17 protein-coding genes are annotated in these 18,859 nt (G+C 70.4%); 7 read left to right on the top strand and 10 right to left on the bottom strand.

The features are described from left to right. Positions 1–36: 36 nt before the first annotated feature. The 3 genes from QFZ75_RS13210 to QFZ75_RS13200 form a co-directional block, all read right to left on the bottom strand. Positions 37–246 (bottom strand): YbdD/YjiX family protein, encoded by a 210-nt coding sequence (locus tag QFZ75_RS13210; protein WP_307536712.1) that lies wholly within the window; start codon positions 244–246, stop codon positions 37–39. Beyond that, a complete protein-coding gene (locus tag QFZ75_RS13205) occupies positions 218–2,371 on the bottom strand; it encodes a carbon starvation CstA family protein (protein ID WP_307536710.1) in 2,154 nt (717 codons plus the stop codon). Before QFZ75_RS13205 ends, QFZ75_RS13210 begins: the two co-directional genes overlap by 29 nt. A gap of 216 nt (positions 2,372–2,587) precedes the next feature. Continuing rightward, a complete protein-coding gene (locus QFZ75_RS13200; RefSeq protein ID WP_307536708.1) occupies positions 2,588–3,352 on the bottom strand; it encodes a GntR family transcriptional regulator in 765 nt (254 codons plus the stop codon). Positions 3,353–3,782: 430 nt separating this feature from the next. On the opposite strand from QFZ75_RS13200, the gene QFZ75_RS13195 reads away from it, so the two are divergent. From QFZ75_RS13195 to QFZ75_RS13180, 4 genes are all read left to right on the top strand, one after another. Next, a complete protein-coding gene (locus QFZ75_RS13195; protein WP_307536706.1) occupies positions 3,783–5,060 on the top strand; it encodes an extracellular solute-binding protein in 1,278 nt (425 codons plus the stop codon). An 87-nt stretch (positions 5,061–5,147) separates the two neighbouring features. After that, entirely contained in the window at positions 5,148–6,155 is a 1,008-nt protein-coding gene (locus tag QFZ75_RS13190) for a carbohydrate ABC transporter permease (RefSeq protein WP_307544440.1), read from the top strand. Continuing rightward, positions 6,152–6,982 carry a carbohydrate ABC transporter permease gene (locus tag QFZ75_RS13185; protein WP_307536704.1) on the top strand — a complete coding sequence of 277 codons (831 nt, stop codon included), beginning with the start codon at positions 6,152–6,154 and terminating at the stop codon, positions 6,980–6,982. The genes QFZ75_RS13190 and QFZ75_RS13185 overlap by 4 nt, the downstream gene beginning before the upstream one ends. Positions 6,983–6,991: 9 nt before the next feature. Further along, positions 6,992–8,500, top strand: a complete 1,509-nt coding sequence (locus QFZ75_RS13180; protein WP_307536703.1) for a glycoside hydrolase family 3 protein — start codon at positions 6,992–6,994, stop codon at positions 8,498–8,500. A gap of 242 nt (positions 8,501–8,742) precedes the next feature. Here QFZ75_RS13180 and nagB read toward each other — a convergent pair whose 3' ends face one another. Beyond that, positions 8,743–9,528 carry a glucosamine-6-phosphate deaminase gene (gene nagB / locus QFZ75_RS13175; RefSeq protein ID WP_307536701.1) on the bottom strand — a complete coding sequence of 262 codons (786 nt, stop codon included), beginning with the start codon at positions 9,526–9,528 and terminating at the stop codon, positions 8,743–8,745. Between the two features lie 533 nt (positions 9,529–10,061). Between nagB and QFZ75_RS13170 the strand changes: the two genes are divergently transcribed. After that, complete coding sequence (locus QFZ75_RS13170) at positions 10,062–11,537, top strand: sensor histidine kinase (protein WP_307536699.1); 1,476 nt, start codon at positions 10,062–10,064, stop codon at positions 11,535–11,537. A 342-nt stretch (positions 11,538–11,879) separates the two neighbouring features. On the opposite strand, the gene QFZ75_RS13165 is transcribed toward QFZ75_RS13170, so the two are convergent. Beyond that, positions 11,880–12,137, bottom strand: a complete 258-nt coding sequence (locus QFZ75_RS13165; RefSeq protein WP_016639615.1) for a WhiB family transcriptional regulator — start codon at positions 12,135–12,137, stop codon at positions 11,880–11,882. A gap of 317 nt (positions 12,138–12,454) precedes the next feature. After that, complete coding sequence (locus tag QFZ75_RS13160; protein WP_307536697.1) at positions 12,455–13,423, bottom strand: diacylglycerol kinase family protein; 969 nt, start codon at positions 13,421–13,423, stop codon at positions 12,455–12,457. A gap of 138 nt (positions 13,424–13,561) precedes the next feature. Here QFZ75_RS13160 and QFZ75_RS13155 point away from each other — a divergent pair, with 138 nt between their 5' ends. After that, positions 13,562–14,005, top strand: coding sequence for a hypothetical protein (locus tag QFZ75_RS13155; protein ID WP_307536695.1), 444 nt, complete (start codon positions 13,562–13,564; stop codon positions 14,003–14,005). An 86-nt stretch (positions 14,006–14,091) separates the two neighbouring features. Here QFZ75_RS13155 and QFZ75_RS13150 read toward each other — a convergent pair whose 3' ends face one another. From QFZ75_RS13150 to QFZ75_RS13140, 3 genes are all read right to left on the bottom strand, one after another. Further along, a complete protein-coding gene (locus QFZ75_RS13150) occupies positions 14,092–15,240 on the bottom strand; it encodes an RNA polymerase sigma factor SigF (RefSeq protein ID WP_307536693.1) in 1,149 nt (382 codons plus the stop codon). Further along, positions 15,237–15,650, bottom strand: coding sequence for an anti-sigma regulatory factor (locus QFZ75_RS13145; protein ID WP_307536691.1), 414 nt, complete (start codon positions 15,648–15,650; stop codon positions 15,237–15,239). The genes QFZ75_RS13150 and QFZ75_RS13145 overlap by 4 nt, the downstream gene beginning before the upstream one ends. Positions 15,651–15,901: 251 nt before the next feature. After that, positions 15,902–16,162: a UBP-type zinc finger domain-containing protein gene (locus QFZ75_RS13140; RefSeq protein WP_307536689.1), complete on the bottom strand. Its 261-nt coding sequence runs from the start codon at positions 16,160–16,162 to the stop codon at positions 15,902–15,904. Positions 16,163–16,223: 61 nt separating this feature from the next. Between QFZ75_RS13140 and QFZ75_RS13135 the strand changes: the two genes are divergently transcribed. Further along, entirely contained in the window at positions 16,224–17,819 is a 1,596-nt protein-coding gene (locus tag QFZ75_RS13135; RefSeq protein ID WP_307536687.1) for a Na+/H+ antiporter, read from the top strand. On the opposite strand, the gene QFZ75_RS13130 is transcribed toward QFZ75_RS13135, so the two are convergent. Further along, entirely contained in the window at positions 17,816–18,805 is a 990-nt protein-coding gene (locus QFZ75_RS13130) for a 1-aminocyclopropane-1-carboxylate deaminase/D-cysteine desulfhydrase (protein WP_373465859.1), read from the bottom strand. The genes QFZ75_RS13135 and QFZ75_RS13130 overlap by 4 nt on opposite strands. Positions 18,806–18,859: the final 54 nt, after the last annotated feature.

Here is an 18,859-nt window from a genome sequence, read left to right as displayed (position 1 = left end):
CCGGCGCCACCCGGGGGAACGACGGCGCCGGCGGCGTCAGCAGCAGCGGAAGCCCTGCCGGGGGTCCGCCTCCTGTCGGTCCGTGCGCATCCGCTCGAACTCCCGCCGCGAGGGCACGTCCGCGCCGGGCCGGTGTGCCCGCAGATGCGCCACGTAACGGTCGTACCCGGACTCGTCGGTGAGTTCCCGTACATACCAGCGCAGGCCCCTGGCCGCCCTAGCCGCGCGGTTCAGCGCCGACCGCATCGCGTGCCTCCTCCTTCTCCCGCCCGGTCGGGATCAGCCCGGCCGGGGCGACGATCTGCGACGCGACGTACGGTGCCTCGCTGAGCGAGGAGAGCGCGGGACGGCGTACGTGCCGGACGCACACCCGCGCCGCGTCCGCGATCACGACGACGACGAGCAGGGCGAGGACCGCCGTCAGGACACCGTCGACCGTGGAGTTCGTGACGATGGTGTGCATGTCGTCCATGCTCTTCGCGGGTGCGACGAGTTCGCCCCGGTCGATGCCGTCCTGGTAGACCGAGCGTTGCTCGAAGAAGCCGACGCGCGGGTCGCCGGAGAACACCTTCTGCCAGCTCGCGGTCAGGGTGACCGTGGCGTCCCAGACGAGCGGGATCCCGGTGATCCAGGCCCACTTGAGGCGGCCGGACTTCACCAGCAGGGTCGTGCAGACGGCGAGGGCGACCGCGGCGAGGAGCTGGTTGGAGATGCCGAAGATCGGGAACAGCTGGTTGATCCCGCCGAGCGGTTCATGGACGCCGACCCACAGGAAGTAGCCCCACAGACCGCAGACGATGCCGCTCGTGATGACCAGGCCGGGCTTCCAGCTCACGTCCCTGAAGGGTTTGTAGAGGTTGCCCAGGGTGTCCTGGAGCATGAAGCGGCCCACCCGGGTGCCCGCGTCGAGCGCGGTCAGGATGAACAGCGCCTCGAACATGATGGCGAAGTGGTACCAGAACGCGCGCAGGCCGCCCCCGGTGACCTCGGAGAAGATCTCCGAGACGCCGACCGCGAGCGTGGGCGCACCGCCGGTCCGCGACAGCAGGGAGGACTCCTCGACGTTCTTCGCCGCGGCGGCCAGGTCCTCGGGGGAGATCTGGTAACCCCAGCCGCCCACCACCTGGGAGGCGCTCTGGACCGTGTCCCCGATGACCCCGGCGGGCGCGTTCATCGCGAAGTACAGGCCCGGGTCGATGACGGACGCCGCGACCAGAGCCATGATCGCCACGGACGACTCCATGAGCATGGAGCCGTAACCGATCAGCCGGATCTGCGTCTCCTTCTGGATCATCTTCGGCGTCGTGCCGGAGGCGATCAGGGAGTGGAAGCCGGAGAGCGCCCCGCAGGCGATGGTGATGAAGACGAACGGGAAGAGCGAGCCCGCGAAGACCGGTCCGTCGCCCTGCGAGGCGAAGTCGGTCACCGGGTCCATCCGCAGGGTCGGCAGCGAGACGACGACCCCGAGCGCGAGCAGCCCGATCGTGCCGATCTTCATGAAGGTGGAGAGGTAGTCGCGCGGCGCCAGCAGCATCCACACCGGCAGGATCGACGCGATGAAGCCGTACGCCACCAGCCAGACGACCAGCGTCGAGGGCGCCAGCGTGAACGTGCCGGCCCAGGACGACTCGGCGACCCAGCGGCCGGCCACCAGCGCGAACAGCAGCAGCGCCACGCCGATCAGCGAGACCTCGGTGACCCGGCCGGGCCGCAGGACCCGCAGGTAGAGGCCCATCAGCAGGGCGATCGGGACCGTCATCGCGATGGAGAAGGTGCCCCACGGCGACTGGGCGAGCGCGTTGACGACGACCAGCGCGAGCACCCCGAGCAGGATGATCATGATGGCGAAGGCGGCGACCAGGGCGGCCGCGCCGCCGAACGGGCCGATCTCCTCGCGCGCCATCTGCCCCAGCGAGCGGCCGTCGCGGCGGGTGGAGAAGAACAGGACGACCATGTCCTGGACGGCGCCGGCGAAGATCACGCCGACGATGATCCAGACGGTGCCGGGCAGGTATCCCATCTGCGCGGCCAGTACGGGCCCCACCAGCGGCCCCGCGCCCGCGATCGCCGCGAAGTGGTGGCCGAGCAGCACGCGCCGGTCGGTGGGGTGGAAGTCGATGCCGTTGTTGAGGCGTTCGGCCGGGGTGGCCCGGGTGCCGTCGACCTTCAGGACCTTGTGGGCGATGAACTTCGCGTAGAAACGGTAGGCGATGGCGTACGAGCCGAGGGCGGCCGCCACCATCCAGGCGGCCGAGACCTCCTCGCCCCGCGAGAGCGCGAGCACGGACCAGCCGGCCGCGCCCACCAGTGCGACGAGCGTCCAGATGACGATGCTGCGGGGACTTGCCTTGCGGGGGCTGTCGATGCGCACAGGTCGTCCTCCCGTCCATGGGTGACGGGAGGACGGTAGACCAGGATCCCACCCGGCGCTACACCACCTGCAACCTCAACTGGTCGGTCACACAAGGAGGTTGCGGGAGGGTGCCGCTTTTTTGGTGTGAGGGGAACTGCACGACCGGCCACGACGGCGCCGCACCCGACGACGCACCCCGGCCACACCATCCCGGCCACCCCGCCCCGGCCACCCTCAGTCCGTGGGCCTCTTCAGCCGCGCGACGAACTTGTACCGGTCCCCCCGGTACACGGACCGCACCCATTCCACCGGCTGGGAGTCCAGATCCACCGAGTGCCGCGACAGCATCAGCATCGGCAGCCCCACATCCGTACCGAGCAGCCCCGCCTCCCGGGGAGTCGCCAGAGACGTCTCGATCGTCTCCTCCGCCTCCGCGAGACGCACGTCGTACACCTCCGCCAACGCCGTGTACAGGGACGTGTACTTCACCAGCGACCGCCGCAGCGCGGGAAACCGCTTCGCGGACAGATGCGTCGTCTCGATCGCCATCGGCTCCCCGCTCGCCAGCCGCAACCGCTCGATCCGCAGCACCCGCCCCCCGGCGGTGATGTCGAGCAGCTCCGCGAGCGTGTCGTCGGCCGTGATGTACCCGATGTCCAGCAACTGCGAGGTCGGCTCCAGCCCCTGCGCCCGCATGTCCTCGGTGTACGAGGTCAGTTGCAGCGCCTGCGAGACCTTCGGCTTCGCGACGAACGTGCCCTTGCCCTGGATCCGCTCCAGGCGCCCCTCGACGACCAGCTCCTGCAGCGCCTGGCGCACGGTCGTGCGCGAGGTGTCGAACTCGGCGGCGAGCGTCCGCTCGGGCGGCACCGGCGTACCCGGCGGCAGCGTGTCCGTCATGTCGAGCAGATGCTTCTTCAGGCGGTAGTACTTGGGCACGCGCGCGGTACGGATGGGGGCCCCACCCTCGTTCTCCGCACTGCTGACGTCGGTGCTCATGTTCTGCCTTCCCGGCTCCGGGTGCCGATGCGGCCGGTGTACGCGCCGGCCACGGCTCACATCGTGGCACGCCCAACCGTACGAGTGTCCTCCCGTACGCTGCGTGATCTCCTCTATATACCGTCGGGGTCCCTTTTGGTCTAGTCCACAGCGTCGGCGGGGGCGGCGCCCGGCGGCCTCACGGCCCGCCCGCGATCCGCGTACGGTCCCGCCCGTTCTGTCGCCCGTGTAGTGAAAGGTCCCTGCATATATAGGTCACGTAACGGACGGTCGGGAGCGGCCTCATCGCCCTTGACACCCCTCTAGGTCTAGTCCAAGCTCCCCGTACTGGTCTAAACCATTGAGGACCAGGTCCCAGCCCCACGGAGCAGTACTCGTCGTAAGTCACGCGGTGGGCAGGGGGGTTGCTGGCATCCCTGAGGAGGATGACGTGAATCGCAAGCTCATCGCGGCCGTCGGTGTCGCGGGCATGTTGATGTCGGTCGCTGCCTGTGGCGGCGACGACGGTGACGACGGCGGCAAGGCGGGCGCCGACGGTTACAAGGGCCAGACCCTGACCGTCTGGGCCATGGACGGCTCCACGCCGGACGGCTGGACCAAGGATGTCACGGCCGCCTTCGAGAAGAAGACGAAGGCCAAGCTGAAGTTCGAGACCCAGCAGTGGAACGGCATCCAGCAGAAGATCACCACCTCGCTCTCCGAGGAGAACCCGCCGGACGTCCTCGAGGTCGGCAACACCCAGACCCCCGCCTACGCGGCCACCGGCGGTCTCGCCGACCTGGGCGATCTCAAGGAGGAGATCGGCGCCGACTGGACCAAGGCCCTCAACGAGTCCTCGGTCTTCGACGGCAAGCAGTACGCCGCCCCCTGGTACTTCGCCAACCGCGTCGTCATCTACAACAAGAAGGTCTGGGCCGACGCCGGCCTCACGGACACCCCGAAGACGCGCGCCGAGTTCTTCGACGCCCTGAAGGCCATCGACAAGAAGACCGACGCCGAGCCCCTCTACCTGCCCGGCCAGAACTGGTACTTCTTCGACGGCCTGACCATCGGCCAGAGCGCCGACCTGGTGAAGAAGGAAGGCGACAAGTACGTCTCCAACCTCGCGGACCCGAAGGTCGGCAAGGCCATGGAGCTCTACAAGCAGTACCAGTCCTACTCCAAGGCCCCCAAGGACAAGGACGAGGCGACCCCGCAGCAGGCCGAGGTCTTCGCCAAGGGCGACGTCGGCGCCTTCATCGGCATGGGCTGGGAGGCCGGCACGGCCATCGCCGCCAACAAGAAGATCGAGAAGGACATCGGCTACTTCACCATCCCCGGTGAGACGGCGTCCGAGCCCGAGGGCGTCTTCCTCGGCGGCTCCAACTTCGCGGTCGCCGCGGGCAGCAAGAAGCAGGAGCTGGCCAAGGAGTTCCTGAAGATCGCCCTCTCCGACAAGTTCGAGGGCGCGCTCGCCAAGGAGAACGGCGTCATCCCCAACAAGGAGGCGCTGCAGGTCAACCTCGTGGGCAACGGCGCCGCCGAGGCCGCCGCCCCGGCCGCGTCCGGCGGTGGCACCACCCCGCTGATCCCCGAGTGGGCGGCCGTGGAGAACGACCCCAACCCGATCAAGTCGTACATGACCGCGGTCCTGAAGGGGAAGTCGCCCGCCGCCGCCGCCAAGCAGGTCGAGGCGGAGATCAACAAGCGGCTCGCGCAGAGCAGCTGATCCCCGCCGTGCCGGGGACGGGCCCGTCCGTCCCCGGCACGCCGGTGCATCCGACTGCGACTTTCGACGCTGGAAGAGATGGCGAGCATGTCAGTGCAGACCGAACGCACGGACACAGGCACAGGCACGGCCGCGGCGCCCGGTGTCCGTAAGACCGACGTACCCCCGCCCGCCGACGACACAGGCACGGGCCCGGCCAGGAGAGGCAGCGGCGCGTACGCCCCGTATCTGCTCCTGATGCCCGCCCTGCTCGCCACGGTGATCCTGCTCGGCTGGCCGCTCATCAAGAACGGCATGCTGTCGTTCCAGAACCTCAACCCGCGCCAGCTGATCCTCCACCTCACCGAGTGGCGGGGGATCGACAACTACACGGACGTCCTGAACAGCGCGGACTTCTGGAAGGTCGTCCAGCGCACGGTCCTGTTCACCGCGGTGAACGTCGTCCTGATCATGGTGCTCGGCACCCTCGTCGGCCTGCTCCTCGCCCGGCTCGGCAAGCGCATGCGGCTGGTGCTGCTGCTCGGTCTGGTGCTGGCCTGGGCCATGCCGGTGATCGCCGCGACCACGGTCTACCAGTGGCTGTTCGCCCAGCGCTTCGGCGTCGTCAACTGGCTGCTCGCCAAGGCCGGCTGGACGTCGATGGCCGACTACAACTGGTTCGGCACCCAGCTCTCCACCTTCTCGGTGATCACGCTGCTGATCGTCTGGCAGTCGATCCCGTTCGTGGCGATCAACCTGTACGCCGCCACGACCACCATCCCCAAGGAGCTGTACGAGGCCGCCTCCATCGACGGCGCCGGGGTGTGGAAGGGCTTCACGCACGTGACCTTCCCGTTCCTGCGGCCGTTCCTGTGGGCGACGACCTTCCTCGAGGTCATCTGGGTCTTCAAGGCGTTCCCGCAGATCTTCGCCATGAACAAGGGCGGGCCCGACCGGCTCACCGAGACCCTGCCGATCTACGCGTTCGTCGAGGGCCCCGGCAACCAGCACTACGGCATGGGCGCGGCGATCTCGTTCCTGACGATCCTCATCCTGCTCGCCCTGACCGCCTACTACCTGCGTACCGTTCTCAAGCAAGAGGAGGACGAGCTGTGAAGCGCTCCCCGATGGCCCGGCTGTGGCCCAACGCGACGGCCCTCGTCCTCTTCGTCGTCTTCGCGTTCCCCGTCTACTGGATGTTCGCGACCTCGCTGAAGCCCACCGGCGACATCATCGCGGACGACCCGGTCTTCGTCCCGACCGACATCACCTTCGACCACTTCGGCAAGGCGCTCGACGCCGACAACTTCTGGACCCTGGTCGGCAACTCGCTGACGGTGACCGTCCTCGCGGTGGTCTTCTCCCTCGTCATCGCGCTGCTCGCGTCCTTCGCACTGGCCCGCATGCGGTTCAAGGGCCGCCGCGGCTTCCTGCTGACCTTCATGATCGCGCAGATGGCCCCCTGGGAGGTCATGGTCATCGCGATCTACATCATCGTGCGCGACGCCGACCTCCTCAACAGCCTCGTCCCGCTCACCGTCTTCTACATGGTCATGGTGCTGCCCTTCACGATCCTGACGCTGCGCGGATACGTCGCCGCCGTGCCGAAGGAGCTGGAGGAGTCGGCCATGGTGGACGGCTGCACCCGCGGGCAGGCCTTCGTGAAGGTCATCTTCCCGCTGCTCGCCCCGGGCCTCATGGCGACCTCGCTCTTCGGCTTCATCACGGCGTGGAACGAGTTCCCGCTGGTCCTGATCCTCAACAAGGACGCCGAGAAGCAGACGCTGCCGCTGTGGCTCTCCAGCTTCGAATCGACGTTCGGCGACGACTGGGGGGCCACCATGGCCGCCGCCTCGCTCTTCGCCATCCCGATCCTGGTCCTCTTCGTCTTCCTCCAGCGCAAGGCCGTCAGTGGACTGACCGCCGGCGCCGTGAAGGGATAACGCCACCCGATGACCACCATCGCCTCCGGCACGGACACGCTGACGCGTGACGCCCTCGCCGTCCTGCAGCCCGGTTTCACCGGGACCGCCGCCCCCTCCTGGCTGCTGCGGCGGCTCGGTGAGGGCCTCACCTCCGTCGGCCTCTTCGGCCGCAACATCGCCTCGGCCGACCAGCTCGCCGCCCTCACCGCCCAGCTGCGCGCGGAACGCGACGACGTCCTGGTCGCCATCGACGAGGAAGGCGGTGACGTCACCCGCCTCGAGGTGCGTACGGGATCCTCGTTCCCCGGCAACCACGCGCTCGGCGCGGTCGACGACGTGGCGCTCACCGAGGCCGTCGCCCACGAACTGGGCCGCCGGCTCGCCGCCTGCGGCGTGAACCTCAACTGGGCGCCGTCCGCCGACATCAACTCCAACCCCTCCAACCCCGTCATCGGCGTACGGTCCTTCGGCGCCGACACCGACCTGGTCGCCCGGCACACCGCCGCGTACGTCCGCGGGCTCCAGGCCGCCGGGGTCGCCGCCTGCACCAAGCACTTCCCGGGCCACGGCGACACGGCGGTCGACTCCCACCACGCGCTGCCGCGCATCGACGCCGATCTGCCGGTCCTGGACTCCCGCGAGCTGGCCCCCTTCCGCGCGGCGATCGCGGCCGGCACCCGGGCCGTGATGAGCGCGCACATCCTGGTGCCGGCCCTCGACCCGGACCGTCCCGCGACCCTCTCCCGCCGCGTCCTCACCGGGCTGCTGCGCGAGGAACTCGGCTTCGACGGGCTGATCGTCACCGACGGCATGGAGATGCAGGCCATCTCCGCCACCTACGGCATCGAACGCGGCAGCGTCCTCGCGATCGCCGCCGGCGCCGACGCGATCTGCGTGGGCGGCGGGCTGGCCGACGAGTCGACGGTCCTGCGACTGCGGGACGCGCTGGTCACGGCGGTCCGCTCGGGCGAACTCCCCGAGGAGCGGCTGGCGGACGCGGCGGCCCGGGTCCGGGCCCTGGCGTCCTGGACCGCCTCGGCCGGCGCCGCGGCACCGGCCGGGTCCCCGGCACCGGCGTCCGCCCCCGACGGCCCCGAGATCGGCCTGGTGGCGGCCCGGCGTGCGCTGACCGTGACCCGCGGCCCGCTCCACACGCCGGTCACCGAGGCGCCGTACGTCGCGGCCCTCACCCCCGTCGCCAACATCGCCGTCGGTGACGAGACCCCCTGGGGCGTCGGCGCCGAGCTGCGCCGCAGGCTGCCCGGCACGGAGACCGGGAGCTTCTCGGGGGAGGGGGCCGGGGCCGAGGTGCTCGCGGCCGCCGGATCGCGCCGGGTGGTCGCCGTCGTGCGCGACGTCCACCGGCACGCGTGGATGGCCGAGGCCCTCCACGCGCTGGTCACCGCCCGGCCGGACACGGTCGTGGTCGAGATGGGGGTGCCCCAGGCGCCGCCCCGGGGCGCGCTCCACATCGCCACGCACGGAGCGGCACGGGTGTGCGGCCTGGCGGCGGCGGAGGCCATCACCGCTCCGTGACCTGCCGCGGTCACGGGACACCGGCTTCGCGGGAGCGGGGAACGGGCGCTTTCAGGGGCGCGGGAACGGGGTTCCAGGGCCGCGGCAACCGGTGCTTTCAGGGGCGCGGGGAACTGCGCGACCAGCCCCCACCGGGCCCGCACCCGGCCATCGCACAGGCGGCAGCAGCGCCGGACGCAAGGCGCCGGACTCCCACGGGGGGAGCCCGGCGCCTTCCGCGTACCGTCCGGAACCGCTGGATGCTAGATCCCCTGCCAGGCCGGCTTGTCGGCATAGGTGTGCCGGAAGTAGTCCGCCAGCTTCAGCTCGGAGGCGGCCGCCTCGTCCACCACGACCGTGGCATGCGGATGCAGCTGCAGCGCGGAGGCCGGGCACACCGCGGCGACCGGTCCCTCGACGGTCGCCGCCACGGCGTCCGCCTTGCCCTCGCCGGTGGCGAGCAGCACCAGGTGCCGGGCCTCCAGGATCGTCCCGATCCCCTGGGTGATCACGTGGTGCGGCACCTGCTCGATGTCGCCCTCGAAGAACCGCGCGTTGTCGATCCGCGTCTGCTCGGTCAGCGTCTTGATCCGTGTGCGGGAGGCCAGCGAGGAGCACGGCTCGTTGAACCCGATGTGCCCGTCGGTCCCGATGCCGAGCAGTTGCAGATCGACCCCGCCCGCCTCGGCGAGCGCCCTGTCGTACGCCTCGCACGCCGCCCGGACGTCCTCGGCGGTCCCGTCCGGCCCCATGAACGCGGCCGGGTCCAGCCCCAGCGGCTCCAGCACCTCACGCCGCAGCACGGACCGGTACGACTCGGGATGCTCGGCCGGCAGCCCCACGTACTCGTCGAGCTGGGCGACCCGCGCCCGTGAGGCGTCCACGGCTCCCGACGCCACCCGCGCCGCCAGCGCCTCGTAGATGGGCAGGGGGGTCGAACCGGTGGCGACGCCGAGCAGGGCGTCGGGCTTGTGCCGGAGCAGCTCCGCCATGGCTCCGGCAATGAGCTCGCCACCCGCCTTGGCGTCCGAAACGATGACAACTTCCACGCTGGGCCTGCCGTTCTGAAGGGGAACTCACCTACACGTGTGGTATAGACCAATCTAGCAGAACGCGCCTCCCCCGTCGGCGGAACTCACCCCGCGCATCCGGCCCCGCCGGTGAACCGCCCGGGGTTAGGCTGCGTGGTGGATGTAGGGCGTGGGTTGCCGGGCGGAGAGACGGCAACAAACATCCGGCGACGCATGGACAGGCGGAGTGGTCTAGTCCAGAATCGTCAGCAAAGCTTGACCATGCAACTGAATGATCAAGTGACCGTACGACCGAGCCATCTGTGTGACCGAACCTCCGTCCTCCCCGCACAGGAGGGCGGATCGAGGACCCGGTGCTCTCTGCCCTGACTGCACCGGATCCTCATCCTTCGGCCGACCGGGACCGCACACCCCGTGGCCGATGTTGCTCCGGGCTGCGGTGCCGGGAGGGCTGAGGGTCCCTCCCAGGCGCCGCGGCCCGCGGGTGTCCCGAACCCCTCGCGAGCGGCCGGTTCCATGCCTTGTCGCACACGGCGGGTACGCTCGCACACGTGCCCTCCATGAACGACCTCGTACGCCAGCACACCGCGCTCGGTGACTCCGACCTCGAGTGGCTGCATCTGCTGGTCTCGGAGTGGCAGCTGCTCTCCGACCTCTCCTTCGCCGACCTCGTCCTGTGGGTCCCCACCCGCGACGGCACCCGCTACGTCTCGGTCGCCCAGATGAGGCCCAACACCGGCCCCACCTCGTACCAGGACGACATGGTCGGCCACCTCGTCCCGCGCGGCCGCCGCCCCATGCTGGACGCCGCCCTGGACGAGGGCCGGATCGTGCGCGAGGGCGACCCGGAATGGCGCGAGGAGGTCCCCGTACGGGTGGAGTCCATCCCCGTGCGCAGGGAGGGCCGCGTCCTCGGCGTCATCGCCCGCAACACCAACCTGCTCACGGTGCGCACGCCCTCGCGGCTCGAACTCACCTACCTGCAGAGCGCGTCCGACCTGGCCCAGATGATCGCGGCCGGCTCCTTCCCGTTCCACGGCCAGCAGGTCGACATGGACGCCTCGCCGCGCGTGGGCGACGGGCTGATCAGGGTGGACGCGGACGGCGTCGTCCAGTACGCGTCCCCGAACGCGCTGTCGGCGTACCACCGGCTGGGCCTGGCCGCCGACCTGGTCGGGCACCACCTCGGACAGACCACCGCCGAACTCGCCCCCTCCCGGGGCCCGGTGGACGAGGCGCTGGCCAAGGTCGCCAGCGGCTGGGCGCCCCGTGAGTTCGAGATCGAGAGCAACGACGGCGTGATCCAGCTGCGCGCGATCCCCCTCAAGCCCAAGGGCACGCGCGTCGGTTCCCTGGTCCTCCTGCGCGACGTGACCGAACTACGCCGCCGTGAGCGCGAGTTGATCACCAAGGACGCGACCATCCGGGAGATCCACCACCGGGTGAAGAACAACCTCCAGACGGTCGCGGCCCTGCTGCGCCTGCAGGCCCGCCGTATCGAGTCCGACCGGGGCCGCGAAGCCCTCGAGGAGGCCGTGCGCCGGGTCGGCTCGATCGCCATCGTGCACGAGACGCTCTCGCAGAACCTCGACGAGCGCGTGGAGTTCGACGAGATCGCCGACCGGGTGCTGACCATGGTCGCCGAGATCTCGCCGGGCAAGGTCGCCGGCCGGCGCACGGGCCGCTTCGGCATACTCGACGCCGAGGTCGCGACCCCGCTCTCCATGGTCCTCACCGAGATCCTGCAGAACGCGCTGGAGCACGGCTTCCGCGAGGGCGAGCGGGGCACGGTGGAGGTCTCCGCGGTCCGCGGCGGCACGTCGAAGGAGAACCGCCTCCTGGTCACGGTCCAGGACGACGGGGCGGGCCTGCCCGAGGGCTTCGACCCGCACCGCTCGGGCAACCTCGGCCTGCAGATCGTCCGGACCCTCGTGGAGGGCGAGCTGGGCGGCACCTTCGACATGCTCCCGGGCCCGGAGCGCGGCACCCAGGTCGTGCTGGACATTCCGGTGCGCACTCCCAAGTAGCCCGTTCGGGTGACGCACCTCATCCACGCCGTACAGGCCGCCTAGGTAATCCAGGCGGCCCGCGACCCCATCCGTCCCACCCGCCCCCCACGTCCCTTCCGCACCATTACTCCACGAACACGCTGCGTAATCTTCACCCGGGAAGTCGGCGGTGGAAAAGGCGCGTGGCGGTGGGTGAGCACGCGATCGCAAACAGCAATGAGCCCCGGACCACTGGGTGGTCCGGGGCTCAGAGTGTCATTCGGTTCTGCGCATCGGGGGTACTGCGCGCTGCGGCTCGGGGGCGGGAGATGCGTACTCGCTGTACGCGCCGCCGGGCTCAGGCTGTTGTGGGGCGGGTTGTCAGGCGGATGCCTGACGGGCCCTGTTGCGAGCGGCGCGGCGCTTCATCGCACGGCGCTCGTCCTCGCTGAGGCCACCCCAGACGCCGGAGTCCTGGCCGGACTCGAGCGCCCACTGCAGACACTGCTCCATGACGGGGCAGCGACGGCAGACGGCCTTGGCTTCCTCGATCTGCAGCAGCGCAGGACCGGTGTTGCCGATGGGGAAGAAGAGCTCGGGGTCTTCCTCGCGGCAAACGGCGTTGTGACGCCAGTCCATGGCTGCTACCTCTCCTTGGTATTACAAGCAGGTTGCTTGTGAATGTGAACGCTTTCACGAATCCCTCAACAAGTGAAGGGCCGACTACCAGACGGACTGGTGTGGTCCTTTGAGTGAGGAGGGGTTCCGGCGCTCTGTGGGGGCGATGTTGCGGCCCGTCCCGAGCGCCACGTAGAGACTCGCAAACCTCAGCGGCGGATACAACCCCTACCGGAAAGTTTTTTTTGATTCCTCGGTGTCGACTAGGTCACAGCCGTACTTCCATGGGGTGGATCCTGGCCTAAACGTTCGAGTGGAAGGACTTTAGCCCGTTCCGCTCACACAATCACACGCAGTGCACGGCGAACGCCTGTGAACGCGACGCTCGTACGCAGTCCGAGGTGGTCGCCGTCCATCTGCAGGGGCAGCGGGACCTTCGAATGCAAGGTGAAGTCGGTCAGGTCGTGCAGGGACACCGCGTGCTTGCCATGGGGTCCGCGGTCGGGGGACGAAGTGAGCAACTGGGTGCCATACCGGGCAACCGCGCCCGTCGACATGCGGCTGAGGCCGAGTACGTCGAGGCCGGTATCGAACGAGGCCTTAGGTGACGCGTACACCGGGCGATTGCCCAGATAAGTCCAGGGGGAGGTGTTGCAGACTATCGAGAGCACCAGATCGTCCACCGGCTCGGCGCCCGCCCGTTCCAGGGTGATGGTGCCGCGGCGCCGGTGGGTCTCCCCGAAGAACTGCCGCATCGCCTGGCGCAGGTACAGCGAGTGCGTGGAGCGCTTGCCGCGTTCGCGGTGCTGTTCGACCCGGCCGACCACACCGGCGTCGAAGCCGAGGCCCGCGTTGAAGGTGAACCAGCGGGCGGGGACGGCCTCGTCCTCGCTGCCCGGGGTGCCCGCGGCGAGACCCAGGCCCACCGTGCGCTCCCGGCCCTCGCGCAGGGCGTCCAGCAGGGCGCCCGTCGCCTCGACGGCGTCGTTGGGCAGGCCGAGGGCGCGGGCGAAGACATTGGTGGAACCGCCGGGGACGACGGCGAACCCCGGCAGCCGGTCGGGGTCGGGACCGCCGTGCAGCAGACCGTTCACGACCTCGTTGACCGTGCCGTCGCCGCCGAGGGCCACGACCAGTTCTATGTCCTTGCTCTCCGCGGCCTGCCGGCCGAGGTCCCTGGCGTGCCCGCGGTACTCGGTGGTGACCGCCTCGAGTTTCATCTCGCTCGCCAGGGCGTGGATCAGAACGTCACGCATGCGTGCGCTGGTGGTGGTTGCTGCCGGATTGACCACGAGAAGTGCACGCATGCGATGCAGCGTACCTACCGCGGGGTACTCGTCCCATACCGAGGTGAGGATCAGGTGGGAGCGGGAGCGCCCGGCGCGGGCCCGCCGGGGCCGTGGGCGGGCAGGGAGCGCCCGGCGGGCGGGAGCTACCCTTCGGATGTGAGCCCTGAGCAGAATCCCACCCCGCAGACCACCGACGCCGGGCCCCGCCCCGGGCGGCTGACCGCGGCGGCCGCACTCGCCGCGCTGGAGGGGGCCGCGCTGGTCGCCGGAGGCGTCTACCTGCTCGTGATGGGCCTCACCGGCCATCCGGACGACCGGGGCCAGGCGGTCACCGGAGGGGTGACGCTGATCGTGCTCGCCCTGCTGCCGCTGCTGGCCGCCCGGGGGCTGCTGCTGCGGCGCGCCTGGAGCCGGGGGCCCGCGATCATCACGCAGATCATGGCGCTGCCCGTCGCGTACAACCTGCTCCAGGCCGACAGTCTCGCCATCCCCGGGGGCATCGCCCTGGCGGTGGTGGCGGTCGCGACCCTGGTGCTGATCCTGAACCCCGAGACGACACGGGCCCTGGGCATCACCGGGCCGGGCGGCGTACGGGAGTAGTCGTCCCGTGGTTCCCGCGCCCCTCACGGGGCGCGAGCGGGCGTACGGGCCGGGGTGCGGGCCGGGGCGCGGCCCGTGGGTGTGCCCTACTCCTCGACCAGGAGCTTCTCGCGGAGCTGGGCCAGTGTCCGGGCCAGCAGCCGGGAGACGTGCATCTGCGAGATGCCGACCTCCTGGGCGATCTGCGACTGGGTCATGTTCGCGAAGAAGCGCAGCAGCAGGATGCGCTTCTCCCGCGGAGGAAGATCCTCCAGGAGCGGTTTGAGGGACTCGCGGTACTCGACACCCTCCAGCGCCTCGTCCTCGGAGCCGAGGGTGTCCGCGACGGCCGGGGACTCGTCGTCCGTGTCGGGGACGTCCAGGGACAGCGTGGAGTACGCGTTGGCCGACTCCAGGCCCTCCAGGACCTCCTCCTCCGAGATGGCCAGCTTCTCGGCCAGCTCGTGCACGGTGGGGGAACGGCCGTGCTGCTGCGACAGCTCCGCGGTCGCCGTGGTCAGCGCGAGCCGCAGCTCCTGAAGCCGGCGCGGCACGCGCACCGCCCAGCCCTTGTCCCGGAAGTGCCGCTTGATCTCGCCGACGACCGTCGGGGTCGCGTACGTCGAGAACTCGACACCGCGCTCCGGGTCGAAGCGGTCGACCGACTTGATCAGGCCGATGGTCGCGACCTGCGTGAGGTCGTCCAGCGGCTCGCCGCGGTTGCGGAACCGGCGCGCGAGGTGCTCCACGAGCGGCAGGTGCATGCGGACCAGCTGATTGCGCAGTTCCGCGTACTCCCGGCTGGTGGCGTCCAGCTCGCGCAGCTCGATGAACTTGGCCCGCGCCCCGCTCCGGTTGTGCGGGTCGTGCGGTGCTCCCGACGCGCCGTTGTCGGCATTTCGTTCGTGCTCGTGCTGCTGCTCGCCCATGATCCCGCCCGTCACCCGCCGCCGCCCTTCCAGGGACGTCCCCCCAGACTCCGTCCGGGGGGACCCCCACTGCGCGGCAACGTCTGGATCGTGTCGCCCGTCACTGCCGGAGGGCGCTTCGCGCCCGTCCTCGTCGATCGGTCCGCCCCGAGAGGCCCCGGCCGCCGGCGGACCGATGTCCTCCGGATGCGGCCGGGCCTGCTGCTCGGGAATGCCGTCGACGCCCTCCGCCAGGTGCCGGGGCCCGCCCGGGCCGCCTTCGCCCCCGGCGGGGAGTTCCCGTGTGCCGCGCTCTTCGTCCCGCACCGGCCCGTCCCCGTTCCTCACGCCGGCCCGGGTCCCGCGCCGCGCTGTTTGTAGAGGCTGATCGAAACGGTTTTGTCGTCGGCCACCGACGAGGAGACCTTGCCGGCGAGGGCCGAGAGCACGGTCCACGCGAAGGTGTCCCGTGCGGGGGCGTGGCCGTCGGTGGTCGGAGCCGAGACGGTCACCTCGAGCGAGTCGTCGATCAGGCGGAAGACACAGCTGAGCACGGAGCCCGGCACCGCCTGTTGCAACAGGATCGCGCACGCCTCGTCCACGGCGATGCGCAAGTCCTCGATCTCGTCGAGGGTGAAGTCCAAACGCGCCGCGAGGCCGGCTGTGGCCGTACGCAGCACCGACAGGTAGGCACCCGCAGCCGGCAGCCGGACTTCGACGAAGTCCTGGGTCGCGGGCTCGCCTGCGAACTGGGACACCCTCACCTCCAAGGTGGTACAAGCTCTTTCGGGGGCCGAGGGTCGCCCCCCGGGGTAACGCGCAACGTGGTTCAGCGGTGACGCTATCGCGCTCTCAGGTGTCCTGTCCCCGGGACCCCAACCCCTTGCTGTCACTCATAGTAAACCTATGTATACGCACAGTGGCTAGAGGTCTGCGGGCCCAATTGGGAAGAGCGCGCGCCGGATTGACGTACCCAGACGTCAGACGCCCGAACCGTCCGGACCCCACGTCACACCAGTACGTGATCGACGAAGCACCAGCGCCAGCTCTCACCGGGCTCGAAGGTCCGCATGATCGGATGGCCGGTGTCCTTGTGGTGCTCGGTGGCGTGCCGCAGCGGTGACGAGTCGCAGCAGCCCACGTGACCGCAGTCGAGGCACAGCCGCAGCTGCACCGGATGCGTGCCCGCCGCCTCGCACTCGAGGCAGGTGTCGCTCAGCGGCGCGGGTTCGGGATGCGGCAGCGCGTCGGCGTGCGTGCACTGTTTCATGATTGCCAGATTACGTCGGGTGTGCGGAAAACCGCGCAGAAACGAAAGCGGGCCTATAGCGATGCATGTGATGCCCCTGCTCCTGCTGATCGCGGGCAGTGCCGCAGTGGCGGGTGCCGCGCGGCGCACCCCGGTGCCCGCGCCGCTGCTGCTCGTCGCGGCGGGCCTGATCGTCTCGTACGTGCCCTGGGTGCCCGAGTACACCCTCGACCCGCACGTGGTGCTGCCGCTGCTGCTGCCTCCGCTGCTCTACACCGCCGCCACGGACAGTTCGTACCTCGACCTGCGGGCGCAGATCCGGCCGGTGGCGCTGCTGTCCGTCGGCTACGTGCTGTTCGCGACGCTCGTCGTCGGCTGGGTCGCGTACGTGCTCGTGCCGGACCTCTCCCTCACCGCGGCGCTGGTACTCGGCGCGGTCGTGGCCCCGCCGGACGCGGTGGCGGCCACCGCGGTGGCCCGGCGGGTCGGACTGCCGTCGCGGGTCACCACGATCCTGCAGGGCGAGTCCCTGGTGAACGACGCGACCGCGATCACCGCCTACAAGGTCGCCCTCGCCGCCGCCGTCGGCGAGGGCGCGACCTGGGCGGGCGGCATCGGCGAGTTCCTGCTCGCGGCGCTCGGCGGCGTCGGCGTCGGTCTCGTCCTGATGGTGCCGATCCACTGGATGCGCACCCACCTGAAGGAGGCGCTGGTGCAGAACTCCCTGTCGCTGCTCACCCCCTTCTTCGCCTACGCGGTCGCCGAGCAACTGCACGCCTCCGGGGTGCTCGCCGTGGTCGTCGTCGCGCTCTACCTGGGCCACCGCAACTGGGAGGTCGACTTCGCCACCCGCCTCCAGGAGGAGGCGGTCTGGAAGATGGTCGCGTTCATCCTGGAGTCGGCGGTCTTCGCACTCATCGGCCTGCAGCTGCCGGTGATCCTGAAGGGCCTGGGCGAGTACGAGGGGGCGAGCGCCGCCTGGTACGCGGTGGCCCTCTTCGCGGTCGTCGTCGTGACCCGCTTCGCCTGGGTCTACCCCGCGACCTTCCTGCCGCGCCTGCTGTCCGCGCGGATCCGCGAACGGGAGGAGAACCCCACCTGGAAGGGATCCTTCGTCATCGGCTGGGCCGGCATGAGAGGTGTGGTGTCGCTCGCCATCGCCTTCTCGATCCCGCTCACCGCGCACGGCGGCGAGGACTTCGACGGCCGCAACATGATCCTCTTCCTGACCTTCACGACGGTCATCGGAACGCTCGTCGTGCAGGGGCTGACGCTGCCGCCGCTCATCCGCGTGCTGAAACTGCCCGGGCGGGACCAGCAGGCCGAGACCCTCGCGGAGGCGAACGCCCAGGCGCAGGCCTCGCGGGCCGCCGAGCGGCGCCTGGAAGAACTCCTCTCCGACGAGCGCAACACGCTTCCGCCGCCCCTCGCCGACCGTCTGCGCACGGTCCTGGAGCGCCGCCGCAACGCCGTCTGGGAACGTCTCGGCCAGGTCAACACCGTCACCGGCGAGACCGCGGACGACACCTACCGGCGGCTGTCCCGGGAGATGATCAGTGCCGAGCGCGGGGTGTTCGTGAAGCTGCGGGACGGCCGTCACATCGACGACGAGATGCTGCGGACCCTGCTGCGACGCCTGGACCTGGAGGAGGCGGCCGCGTTCCGGGAGGCCGCCTAGGAAGTGCCGCTCCCCAGGACGGTTCCCCGGGACGGTCCGGGCGTGCCCGTGATCACGGCCGCGACCGTCGTCCCGCGCGGGAACGCGCCCTCCTCGGCGAGCGTCACGAGTCCGTACAGCGATTTGGCGACATAGAGACGTTCGACGGGCAGGGCGTGACGCCGCCCGAAGTCGGCGGCGAACGCGTCGAGTTCGGCGGGTGTGCGGGCGTAGCCGCCGAAGTGGAACCGGTCGTCCAGCGTCCAGTCGCCGCGCGGGCCGCCGAACGCCTCCTCCTGCAGGGCGCGTATCTCCGCGCCGAGGAAGCCGCCCTTGAGGACCGGGACACCCAGGGCGCGCTGGCCGGGGGAGAGGCCCGCGGCCAGGCCGGCCAGGGTGCCGCCCGTGCCGCAGGCGAGCGCGACGACGTCGGCGTGGCTGCGCAGTTCCTCGCCCAGTGCCACGCAGCCCCGCACGGCGGGAGCGTTGCTGCCGCCCTCCGGAACGACGTACGCGGCCTCGCAGCCGGTCGCCTGCAACAGGGCGGCCAAGGTCTCCGGCTCGCCCTTGCGGCGGTACGTCGACCTGTCGACGAAGTGCAGCCGCATGCCGTCGGCCGCGCACCGGGCGAGGGACGGGTTGAGGGGGCGGCCGGCGAGCTCCTGGCCGCGGACCACACCGACGGTCGACAGCCCCAGGAGGCGGCCGGCCGCGGCGGTGGCCCGCAGGTGGTTCGAGTACGCGCCACCGAAGGTCAGGACCGTGCGGCCGCCCGCCGCCACCAGGTTCGGGACCAGCTTGCGCCACTTGTTGCCGATCAGCTCCGGATGGATCAGATCGTCCCGCTTGAGCAGCAGCCGCACGCCACGTCGCGTGAAGCGCTCGTCCGCGACCTCCCGCAGCGGCGACGGCAGCCGCGGCCGCAGGACGCCGGGGCCGGAGCCATGACCGCAGTCAAGGCCGGGGCCGACGGCTTCAGGGGTGTCGGGGCTGGTCACGTACCCCATTGTCGGACACGCGTCCGAGCGGCACGCGGGGCTGCGCCGATGCCGCCGGAGCCC

This window comes from Streptomyces sp. V3I8 (genome assembly GCF_030817535.1).
Classification (GTDB): Bacteria; Actinomycetota; Actinomycetes; order Streptomycetales; family Streptomycetaceae; genus Streptomyces.
The sequence above is the reverse complement of the archived record's forward strand: the minus strand, read 5'-3'. Positions and strand labels throughout refer to the sequence as shown.